At 72.2% G+C, this 10,527-nt stretch carries 11 protein-coding genes; 5 read left to right on the forward strand and 6 right to left on the reverse strand.

The window, feature by feature from the left end; genetic code table 11:
• Positions 1-300 precede the first annotated feature (300 nt).
• Positions 301-1,347, forward strand: coding sequence for an NAD(P)-dependent alcohol dehydrogenase (locus tag D8M35_RS13280; RefSeq protein WP_126892281.1), 1,047 nt, complete (start codon positions 301-303; stop codon positions 1,345-1,347).
• A 187-nt stretch (positions 1,348-1,534) separates the two neighbouring features.
• Positions 1,535-2,494, forward strand: coding sequence for a helix-turn-helix domain-containing protein (locus D8M35_RS13285; protein ID WP_126892282.1), 960 nt, complete (start codon positions 1,535-1,537; stop codon positions 2,492-2,494).
• 63 nt (positions 2,495-2,557) lie between these two features.
• On the opposite strand, the gene D8M35_RS13290 is transcribed toward D8M35_RS13285, so the two are convergent.
• Genes D8M35_RS13290 through D8M35_RS13305 form a run of 4 tightly spaced genes read right to left on the reverse strand, consistent with a single transcriptional unit; the run spans position 2,558 to position 6,531 of the window.
• The gene (locus D8M35_RS13290) at positions 2,558-4,003 is read right to left on the reverse strand and encodes a hypothetical protein (RefSeq protein WP_126892283.1); all 1,446 of its coding nucleotides are present in this window, start codon (positions 4,001-4,003) and stop codon (positions 2,558-2,560) included.
• Positions 4,003-4,896 carry a TIGR03943 family protein gene (locus D8M35_RS13295; protein WP_126892284.1) on the reverse strand — a complete coding sequence of 298 codons (894 nt, stop codon included), beginning with the start codon at positions 4,894-4,896 and terminating at the stop codon, positions 4,003-4,005. The genes D8M35_RS13290 and D8M35_RS13295 overlap by 1 nt, the downstream gene beginning before the upstream one ends.
• A complete protein-coding gene (locus tag D8M35_RS13300; protein ID WP_238638230.1) occupies positions 4,883-5,896 on the reverse strand; it encodes a permease in 1,014 nt (337 codons plus the stop codon). The genes D8M35_RS13295 and D8M35_RS13300 overlap by 14 nt, the downstream gene beginning before the upstream one ends.
• A gap of 56 nt (positions 5,897-5,952) precedes the next feature.
• Complete coding sequence (locus D8M35_RS13305) at positions 5,953-6,531, reverse strand: TetR/AcrR family transcriptional regulator (RefSeq protein WP_238638231.1); 579 nt, start codon at positions 6,529-6,531, stop codon at positions 5,953-5,955.
• 94 nt (positions 6,532-6,625) lie between these two features.
• Between D8M35_RS13305 and D8M35_RS13310 the strand changes: the two genes are divergently transcribed.
• On the forward strand, positions 6,626-6,940 hold the full coding sequence (locus D8M35_RS13310) for a multidrug efflux SMR transporter (RefSeq protein WP_126892287.1): 315 nt from the start codon (positions 6,626-6,628) through the stop codon (positions 6,938-6,940).
• Between the two features lies 1 nt (position 6,941).
• Positions 6,942-7,322, forward strand: a complete 381-nt coding sequence (locus D8M35_RS13315) for a multidrug efflux SMR transporter (protein WP_126892288.1) — start codon at positions 6,942-6,944, stop codon at positions 7,320-7,322.
• A 104-nt stretch (positions 7,323-7,426) separates the two neighbouring features.
• Here the strand turns inward: D8M35_RS13315 and D8M35_RS13320 are convergent, their stop codons facing one another.
• Both D8M35_RS13320 and D8M35_RS13325 read right to left on the reverse strand, forming a co-directional pair.
• Entirely contained in the window at positions 7,427-8,566 is a 1,140-nt protein-coding gene (locus D8M35_RS13320) for a CE1758 family FMN-dependent luciferase-like monooxygenase (protein ID WP_126892291.1), read from the reverse strand.
• A 121-nt stretch (positions 8,567-8,687) separates the two neighbouring features.
• Complete coding sequence (locus D8M35_RS13325) at positions 8,688-9,584, reverse strand: phosphatase PAP2 family protein (protein ID WP_161972665.1); 897 nt, start codon at positions 9,582-9,584, stop codon at positions 8,688-8,690.
• Positions 9,585-9,822: 238 nt separating this feature from the next.
• Here D8M35_RS13325 and D8M35_RS16650 point away from each other — a divergent pair, with 238 nt between their 5' ends.
• Positions 9,823-10,272: a DUF4383 domain-containing protein gene (locus D8M35_RS16650; protein WP_161972666.1), complete on the forward strand. Its 450-nt coding sequence runs from the start codon at positions 9,823-9,825 to the stop codon at positions 10,270-10,272.
• Positions 10,273-10,527 lie beyond the last annotated feature (255 nt).

Consider the following 10,527-nt stretch of genomic DNA (forward strand, 5'->3'; position numbering starts at 1 on the left):
TTTCGACGCGGCGGCCTCGCTCGAGGTGCTCGCGACGCAGACGACCGGGGAGCCGGACGACGCGTTCCGCGACCCGCTGCGCTTCGCGACGATCGCCGGGCAGCGGTTGGCGCGGCTCGTCGGCTGAGCGCCCGGGGCGGGCGCACTGCCGGACGCGGCGGAGCGCGCGGGCACCGCACCCCGACACGCCCGCCGGGCCTGCGAGGGGTACCCCGGTGCAACCTCCCTGTCCCCAGGGCACGGGACCACACTGGGGAGCGGGTCGCACCCGGCCCGAGAAGCACCCCCACGAGGAGACCAATGCGCACCGTCAACGCGTACGCGGCACCGTCGGCCACCGAGCCGCTCGTCAAGACCACCATCACCCGCCGTGACCTCGGCCCGAACGACGTCGAGATCGACATCGCCTACGCCGGCATCTGCCACTCGGACATCCACACCGTCCGCGGTGAGTGGGGCCCGATCCAGTACCCCCAGGTCGTCGGTCACGAGATCGTCGGCCACGTCTCGGCCGTCGGCTCGGACGTCACGAAGCACCAGGTCGGCGACCGGGTCGGTGTCGGCTGCATGGTGAACTCCTGCGGCGAGTGCGAGCAGTGCGTCGCCGGCCAGGAGCAGTACTGCCTGAAGGGCAACATCGGCACCTACGCCAGCGTCGACCCCGCCGACGGCTCGATCACGCAGGGCGGGTACTCCGAGGCCGTCGTCGTGAACGAGGACTTCGTGCTCCGCGTCCCCGAGTCGCTCGACATCGAGAAGGTGGCACCGCTGCTCTGCGCCGGCATCACCACGTACTCGCCGCTCCGCCACTGGAAGGTCGGCCCCGGATCGAAGGTCGCCGTCGTCGGGATGGGCGGCCTCGGCCACATGGCCGTCAAGATCGCGGTCGCGCTCGGCGCCGAGGTCACCGTCCTGTCGCAGACGACCAGCAAGCAGGAGGACTCGCTCCGCTACGGCGCGAAGGCCCACTTCGCGACGAAGGACCCGGCGACGTTCGAGGAGCTCGCGCAGTCGTTCGAGCTCATCATCAACACCGTCTCGGCCAAGCTCGACATGACGGCCTACCTCGGCCTGCTCAAGATCGACGGCACGCTCGTCAACGTCGGTGCACCGGCCGAGCCCCTCGAGGTCCCGGCGTTCGCCCTCATCCCCCGCCGTCTGAGCTGGGCGGGCTCCGCGATCGGCGGCATCGCCGAGACGCAGGAGATGCTCGACTTCTGCGCCGAGCACGGGATCCTGCCGGAGACCGAGCTCATCAGCGCCGACCAGATCAACGAGGCGTACGAGCGCGTCCTGTCGTCGGACGTCCGCTACCGCTTCGTGATCGACACGGCGACGCTGGCCTGAGCGTCTGACGGCCTGAGGGCCTGACGGCCAGACCGTCGGACGGGAGGCGCGGTGCCAGCTGGCACCGCGCCTCCCGTCTGCGTCCAGTGCGATGCAACCGTGTCCCGTCCTGTCCGCAGAACGCGAGCGCGTCGTCCGCGTCACGCGGCGCGCCCGCGTCCACAGCACGAGGAGAGAGGCTTGATCGATGGACGACACGACGAACGAGGGACTCCGCTCCCTGGTGTCGGTGTCCGGCAGTGACACCGACGGCGCGATCGCCGACCTCGCCGGCATGTACGCCGGCAAGGCGTGGCACTCGGCGCACGTCGACGACGACTTCTGGTACCGCTACGTGGCCGTCGGCGACGAGCGGATGAGCATCCGCCGGTCGCAGATGCACGGCTCCCTGCGCGGCGACGTCGCCGTCGAGGGCGAGGTCGTCGTGCAGTGGATCGACTCCGGGACCGCGACCGTCGACACCGGACGCAACGCGATCCGCATGCAGCCCGGCGTCCCCGTGCTCTTCCCGATCGAACAGCGCTTCGACATGGAGTACCGCGACTGGGACCAGCGGCTCGTGCACCTGGACCGCGAGCTCGTCCTCGACGTCGCTGCGGAGCGCTTCCTGATCGACGGGACGCTCGCCTTCGACCGCTTCACCCCGCCCACGGCGGCGGCCGTCGAGCGGTGGCGCACGTCGGTGGGCTCCTCCGTCCGGGCACTCCGCGACGAGGGCGCCGGATCGCTCGCGTGGCACGAGTCCCAGCGCGAGGTCGCCCGGGCGCTCCTCGACCTCTACCGCTTCCACGGCGAGCCGGCACCCGTCGGCTGGGGTGAGCACCGCAACGCGCGGGTGCGGTCCGCCGTCGAGACCATCCACTCGCGGGCGCACGAGCCGTTGACCGTCTCCGACATCGCCTGCGCCGCCGGTCTGAGCGTGCGGGGCCTGCAGGAGTCGTTCCAGCGGACGCTCGACCGGACGCCCATGCAGTACCTGCGCGAGGTGCGGCTGCGGCGGGCACACGACGACCTGCTCCGGGCGGAACCCGGTTCGGTGGCCGTCGCGGGGATCGCGGCACGGTGGGGCTTCACCCACATGGGACGCTTCTCCGGCGAGTACCTGCGCCGGTTCGGCGAGTACCCGAAGCAGACGCTGCGCCGCTGACGTCCGGCCTGGTGGCGGCGGGCCGGTGGCAGTGGGCTGCGCCGGCCGTCGGTCGCCCGGCGGTCAGCCGATCTCGTCGCCGGACGGCAGCGCGCCGCACCAGTCGACCGACGACGCCTGCACGCTCGCCTCGAGCGCGCCGGAGGCCGCGTCCACGACGCTCACCAGGTCCCCCGAGGCCGACCGCGTGGTCACGGCGAGGAACTGGCTGTTCGGCGACGGGCACACCGCCGTGACGCTCGCGTCCTCCGGCACGGTGACGGGCAGCCGGGAGGCGCGGCTCGCGTCGACGCGCACCATCGACTGGGCGAGGGTGCCGTCGGCCCGCACGACGCCCACCACACGCACGTACGTTTCGTCGGTCAGCGGGGCGATCCGGCCGAGGTAGGGCGCGTCGGTGCTGCCCTCCGGCGCCGGCAGGTCCTCGCGCTGCCCGTCGGTCAGGTCGAGGCGGACGATCCCGGTGCCGGTCTCGACGACCGCCGTGGCGCCGCTGCCGACGAAGCCGTGCAGGTAGGTGGCGCTGCCGAGCCGAACGGGGTCGTTGCGCCCGCTCATGTCGACGAGCACCAGGTCGTCGGAGCCGGTGCGCACCAGGGCGCTCTCGGTGCGGGGCACGTAGGCCCACTGCGCGACGGTCAACGGCTCAGCACCGGTGGTCGGCTTCCCGTCGGCCGCGATCGCCGTCGGCAGGTGCGTGCCGGTCATGTCGACCACGTACAGCCCGACGTTCCGCGACTGGCCGGTGGAGGTGTCGGCGTACTCGAAGCCGAAGGACGCCCCGTCGTCGGCGACGTGCAGCGCGGTGACCCGTCCGGAAGCGCTCGGCAGGGTCAGGCGCTCGACCGGGGTGCGGTCGTCCTGCACGCCGCCGGCGAGGGGCACGATCTCGACCGTCGACCGGCCGTCGGCACCGCGGACGACGACGAGCGAGCGACCGAGGCGCGCGTACTCGGTGATGCCGGTGGCCTCGAAGACGGTGGTGGCTCCGCCGGCGTCGAGGGAGCGCCGGACGATCCGGTCCTTGCTCCCGGACACCCCGGGCACGAGGGCGAGCACGTCGGTGCTGCCCGTCGTGATCGTCGTGCGGAGCTCCGAGGTGGCGGGCTGCCCCGGGGCGCGGACGTCGCGGACGGCGATCTCGTAGGTGCGGTCGTAGGCGAGCGGCCCGGCGAACTCCACCGCGATCGTGTTGCCGCTCGACGTGACCGTGTGCGGGGCGGACGGGCGCACCGTCACGGCGTCGGCCGGGACCCGCTGCAGGGCCTGGTTCGCCGTCAGGATCACCCGCTGCGCCGGCCGGGACACGAGCCCGGACGCGTCGTACGTGACGTCCCGCAGCCGGGGGCCCTGCTGCGAGCCGACCACCGCGGCCACGGCGCCGACGAGCACGAACACGGTGATCGAGGCCACCAGGCGGCGGCGGAAGCGGTCGCGCGGGCGGCGGCGGAGCGGGCCGGAGCCACGGGGATCCGTGGGCGCGGTCGTGGGTGCAGGCGTGGCGGGCATCAGTACTCGTACGGGTCCGTCGGCTGGTCGATGTCGCGGACCGTCGCGGCGCGGATGACGATCCGTGCGTCGGCGGACTGGTCCGGGTTGGCGGCGAGCTTCCCCGTGACGCGGACCCACTGGTCGGCGTCGGGCACGGGACCGTCGACGACCACGCCGAGGCCGACCGGCTGGGCGTCGACCGCACAGCAGCTGATCACGAAGCGGGTGAGCGTGAAGGAGCCGTCCGAGCCGGGCACCACGAAGCCGGAGAGCTCGACCGGCTTGCCGACCAGCGCGGTCGTGTCCGTGGTCTGGCGGATGAGCGCCGCCCAGTCCTTCACGCCGTACTCCGAGGTGTCCACGCCCTCGCTGCCGAGCAGGGCGACGTCCTGGGTACCGGTGGCGTTCGACAGGGTCGGGGTGTCCACGCTCCGCTGCTGGGCGGTGCGGGCGGAGAGCGTGGTCGGCGGGAGCACGAGCATGGCGACCGTGACGCCGACGGTGGCCGCTGCCGCGATGCCGCCGAGGATGCCGCGGGTGATCCGGGCGGCTCCCGGGGCGCGGCGTCGGACGGCCCGGGCTGCGTCGGAGCCGTGCTCGTAGGCGGTCTCGTCGTCGGGTGTGCGCGAGCGGTCGCGCCCGCCGGCGTGGGCGGCGTGCTCGTCGTCGTGGGTGGCGTGCGCGTGGTCGTGCTCGTCGTCGTGGGCGTGCCCGTGCCCGCGCGCCACCGCGACGAGTCCTGCCACCGAGGCCGGCACCGCGATCGCGGCCAGGACGACCGTGAACAGGTCGTACCGCGGGTTGATGTACAGGTCGAGGTGTCCGACCAGGGCGAGCCACAGCGTGCACAGCGCCACCGCGAGCACCGACCCGAGCCCGAGGTACGCGGGGGCCTTCTCAGACGAGGACATTCATCACCAACCCGACCGCCGCGGTGAACAGGACGCAGACCACGGCGAGCAGCACCAGGAAGCGCGCGCGGAACGTGGTCCGGAGCAGGGCGATCATCTTGACGTCGATGATCGGCCCGATGAGCAGGAACGCCGTGATCGACCCCGGCAGGAACGTCGAGGCGAACGACAGCGCGAAGAAGGCGTCGACGTTCGAGCAGAGGGAGATCGTCATCGCCAGGAGCATCATCGCGGCGACCGACAGCACCGGGTTCGCGCCCACCGCGACGAGCGTCGACCGGGGCACCGCGACCTGGATCGCGGCCGCGAGCCCGGCGCCGACGAAGAGCGCGGGCATCATGGTCGCGGTCTCGCCGCCGAACTGCGATGCGCTCTCACGCCAGCGGTTGCGGTTGCGCGGTGCCCCGACGGCGGCACGGCACCGGGCCTCGAACGCGGGCAGGAGCAGCTCGGTCGGGCGGCGGTGTGCGGCGACGATCCACCCGACCAGGTTCGCGAGGACGAAGCCGCCGACGATGCGGACGACGAGGATCCACCCGGACCACCCGAACGCCTGCGCGGTGCTGATGATCACGAGCGGGTTGAGGATCGGCGCGGCGACCAGGAAGGTGACGGCCTCGGCCGGGGTGAACCCGCGCATCATGAGCCCGCGGGCGAGCGGCACGTTCCCGCACTCGCACACCGGGAAGAGCATGCCGATGAGCGAGATCACGGCACGCCGGGGCATCGGTCGCTCGGGCAGGATCCGCTCGAGCGCGCCGGCCGGCACCCAGACCTCGACGACGATGGAGAGCACGATGCCGAGCACGACGAACGGCAGCGACTCGACCACGACGCTGATCGCGAGCGTCAGGAAGTCCTGCACGACGTCTGGGAGCCCGGCCGTCCCCACGGTCGGCGACACCACGCGCACGCCGAGGAGCACCACGACGGCACCGAGCACCAGGCCGGGGCCGGTGAGCGTGCGGGTGGGGGCGGGGCGAGTGGGAGCGCTCGTCACCGGGACAGGATAGGCGAGGAGCGTGCCCGCTCCCTCCGAGCCGCGCGGGACGGGTGTCAGGCGGTGGGGAGTCCTGCCAGGTGGCGGTCGAGCAGGTCGATCGCCCATTCGCCGGACTCCCCCGGCGCGAGGCGGGTGACGTGGACCGCCAGACCGTCGACGAGTGCGTGGAGCCGGCACGCCTCGTCGACCCGGTGGTCCTCGGGCACCCCGACGAGGGCGACGATCCGGTCGCACCACGCGCGCATCTCGGCGACCACCCGGTCCAGGGCCGGCCGGAGTGCGGCGTCGGTGAGGGCGGCGTTGCCGAGCGCCAGGTACACGTCGAGCTCGACCACCCGTTCGTCGTCGAGCGGCAGCAGCTCGAGCAGCACCCGCCGCGCGGTCTCGCCGTCGGGCAGCCCCGCGGGGATCGCGTCGATCCGCTCCCGGGTCCGGTCGAACACGAGGGTGATGGTGTGCTCGCGCATCGCGGCCTGGGTCGGGAAGACGTAGCGCACGGTGCTCGGTGGCAGGCCGGCCTCGGCTGCGACCCCGCGGACGCTCAGGGCACCGAGTCCGTCCCGCGCGAGGACCCGGCACGCGGCATCCGAGACGTCGAGACGCCGCTGCTCCAGGTCCTCTCGGGTGGTCACCACGCCATACTCGCACGCTCGTGCGACTCGTGCTAACTTCGGGCCGGCAAGAGTCGCACAGTCGTGCGACTCGCGACGAGGGAAGGAGACCGTCATGGCATGGGTCGTGCTCGTCCTGTCCGGCGTGCTCGAGGCGGTGTGGGCCACCGCCCTGAGCGCGTCGAACGGGTTCAAGAAGGTGGTGCCGACGACCGTGTTCGTCGCCGGCATGGTGCTCAGCATGGTGGGACTCGCGTTCGCCATGAAGGCGATCCCGGTCGGCACGGCCTATGCCGTGTGGGTCGGCATCGGGGCGTCGCTCACGGTCGTGGTGGCGATCCTCCGCCGTCAGGAGGCCGCGTCCGTCGCCCGCGTCGCGCTCGTCCTGGGCCTGGTCGCCTGCGTGGTCGGCCTCAAGGTGGTGAGCTGAGGTGGCGTGGCTCGTCCTGTTCGTCAGCGCCGCGCTCGAGACCGTGTGGGCCACGGCCCTCGGCGCGAGTGACGGCTTCACCATCCCCGGGCCGACGGCCCTCTTCGCGGTCACCATCGTCGTGAGCCTGGCCGCGTTCGGGTACGTCCTGAAGCACATCCCGATCAGCACCGCCTACGCGGTGTGGACGGGCACCGGCGCGGCCCTCACCGTCCTGTGGGGCATGGCGACCGGCGCCGAGCCCGTCACGTTCCTGCGCCTGCTGTTCATCGCCGGCATCGTCGGTTGCGTGGTCGGCCTCAAGCTGGTCCCCGCACGCCCGGTCGCACCGACCCCGGAGCCCGAGGCCAGCACCGCGAAGGCGACAGGCCGCCGCGGTTGATCGGGCTCATCCTGTCGCTTCCGCGGATCAGACCGCACCGATGACGGACGGGAGGCGCGGTGCCGGCCGGCACCGCGCCTCCCGTCCGTCGCGGGGTCAGGTGATCAGACGGACGCGCCCGTCCACTCGTCCTCGGCTGCGACGTGGTCGCTGCCCGCGGTTCCCGCGGCGAGTGCCGCGGCCACGCGGTCGGCGTGCGACGGCGGGTCGGACGGCACGTGGGCCGGGCGGTCCGCCTCGTTGATCTTCCGGAGCTCGGGGACGATGTCCTCGGCCAGGATGTCGATCTGCTCGAGCACCGTCTTGAGCGGCAGCCCGGCGTGGTCGATGAGGAACATCTGGCGCTGGTAGTGCCCGACGTGGTCCTTCATCGTGGCGTAGCGGTCGATGACCTGCTGCGGCGAGCCGACGGTGAGCGGGGTCTGGGCGGTGAAGTCCTCCATCGACGGGCCGTGGCCGTACACCGGGGCGTTGTCGAAGTACGGGCGGAACTCGTCCCACGCGTCCTGCGAGTTCTTCCGGGCGAAGAACTGCCCGCCCAGGCCGACGATCGCCTGGTCGGCGGTGCCGTGTCCGTAGTGCTCGAAGCGCTGGCGGTACAGACCCACCATCTGCTCGGTGTGCTGGATCGGCCAGAAGATGTTGTTGTGGAAGAAGCCGTCGCCGTAGTACGCGGCCTGCTCGGCGATCTCCGGCGTGCGGATCGAGCCGTGCCAGACGAAGGGCGCGACGCCGTCGAGCGGACGCGGGGTCGAGGTGAAGCCCTGCAGCGGGGTGCGGAACTTCCCCTGCCAGTTCACGACGTCGTTCTCCCACAGCTGGCGGATGAGCGCGTAGTTCTCGATCGCCAGGTTCACGCCCTGGCGGATGTCCTGCCCGAACCACGGGTAGACGGGGCCGGTGTTGCCGCGACCCATCATCAGGTCCATGCGACCGTCGCTGATCACCTGGAGCATCGCGTACTCCTCGGCGATGCGGACCGGGTCGTTCGTCGTGACCAGGGTCGTGCTGGTCGACAGCGTGATGTCCTTCGTCCGCCCGGCCAGGTAGCCGAGCATCGTCGTCGGGCTCGACGCGACGAACGGCGGGTTGTGGTGCTCGCCGGTGGCGAACACGTCGAGCCCGGCCTGGTCGGCGTGTTCGGCGATCGTCAGGATGTCCTTGACGCGTGTGGTGTCGTCCGGTGTCGTGCCGGTCGTGGGGTCCGTCGTGACGTCGCTGACGGTGAAGATCCCGAACTGCATGGTGCCCGCCTCCTGGTGCTGGCTGGTGGTGCTGCTGTTTCGATGCGTTTGCATCGACTTGCTGCGTACAACGTACCGCAGCCGCGGACATTCCCGCCGGGGTCGGGTGACGTCGGTGCGCTCAGCGGCGGGATGGCAGGGCACGCTCGTCGGTCTGCGCGGCGTGGTGGAGCCCGTCCGCGAGCCATACGACCGTGACGACCGCCAGCACGCTCACGCTCGATGCCATGCGGCCAGCGACCAGGACGGCGCCGTGCAGGTCGGTGACGCCGGACAGGCCCGCGACCACGGCGACCACCCCCACCAGGAAGGTGACACCGGTCGCGAGCAGGAGCAGCGCCGTCACGAGCCGCCGGGGACCCCGACGGCCGTCACGGTCTCCGCGCTCACCACGGTCGACCACCGGACCGACCGCACGGACGAGCCCGAGCCAGAACAGGGCGATCGCGCACGCGCCGACGATGTCGCTCACCCGGTGCCATCCGTACACGACCGTCTGGTTCGCCACGAAGACCGCGTACCCCGCCCCGACGATCGTCACCACCGGTCGCCAGCGCCGGGGCGTCACGAGGAGCACGGCGAACAGCGCTGCCAGTGCGATCGTCGCGTGCCCGGAAGGGTACGAGTTGGGCGTCTCCGACTGGGCGATCTCCGGGCGCTCGGCGATACGCTTCACGAGAGTCGAGGTGGCTGCCGACGCGAGCACCACGACGCCCGCTCCGAGTCCCACCGCGAGCCGACGTCGGGCGAGTGCGACGGCGGCGATCACGACCACCAGCAACAGGATGACCGGCACCGAGATGACGTTCAGTGCAGTGTCCGACCCGAACAGGTCGGACTCCCGGACCCCGCCCAACGCGGCGTCCTCGACCCGCTGCCCGACCGGCGTCAGCACGGCGACGGCGTAGACGAGAGGCACGATCACGAACCCCAGAGCCGCCAGCAGGCCCCACCGCAACCGCCGCGACACCAACGGTCCGCGCGACTCGGGCGCGGTGCGTTCGGGCGTTCGGGTCACCGGCGTGGTCCTCCTCGGTGTGGCGATCATCGGTCTCCTCGTCCGGCTGGTGCCGCGTGGGCGATTCGGACGGTCGGGGTCCGACACGATACCGTTGGTCCGCCGGTCCGCGCCTGTGAACCAGGGGTCAGCCACCTCAGGATCCGACGGCCGCGCCGCCCGTACGGCACGGGCAGGCGCTCCGGCTCCCGTCGCCGGTCCGTCCGGTGCGACCACCCTGTACCAGGAGGAGACCGAAGTGGCCATCAAGGAACCCAGCATCACGGCGTCGCCGAACCGGGGCCTCGCCCTGACGGCCGGATCGCTCCTGGCGCTCTGGGGCTTCCTCGGCTTCTTCTTCGCTGCAGACGGCGACCCGGGCTTCTTCAGCCGCGAGGGCGGAATGCTCTGGAACGCGTTCGGCGTCAACCCGGCGATGTGCCTGCTCTGGATCCTGCTCGCCGTCGTGCTGCTCATCACGAGCCTCGGCACCACCATCGGAGCGCGGAACGGCAACCGTCTGGTCGGCGTCGTGCTCGTCGTCATGGCGGTGTACGGCTTCGCGCTCGGTGAGACCTCGGCGAACGTCTTCGCGCTGACCTTCGCGGACAACCTGTTCCACGCGATCATCGGCGTCGTCCTGCTCCTCACCGCCTTCGGCGCGGACCACGAGAACGTGCGTGCCATCCGGGCGGCCCAGCGCGCCTGACGCTCCCGCTGCTCGTCCTCGACGCCCCGTCCACCGCTCGGTGGGCGGGGCGTCGTCGTGCGGGCGGGCGTCGTGCGCGCGGGCCGTCGTGCTCGGGGGGGGGGCATCCGCCGGCGGGCGATGGGACCTGTGGCCGGTGGGGCGTCGTCTGGCCCGTGGGGCCAGCGCGGCCGTCGACCGGGGCCGCTGCACGCTCGCCGAACGGGCAGGACATGCCGCGGGTGGACCGCCGCGCGGGCACGATCCGTCGGCACC

This window comes from Curtobacterium sp. HSID17257 (genome assembly GCF_003989515.1).
Classification (GTDB): Bacteria; Actinomycetota; Actinomycetes; order Actinomycetales; family Microbacteriaceae; genus Curtobacterium.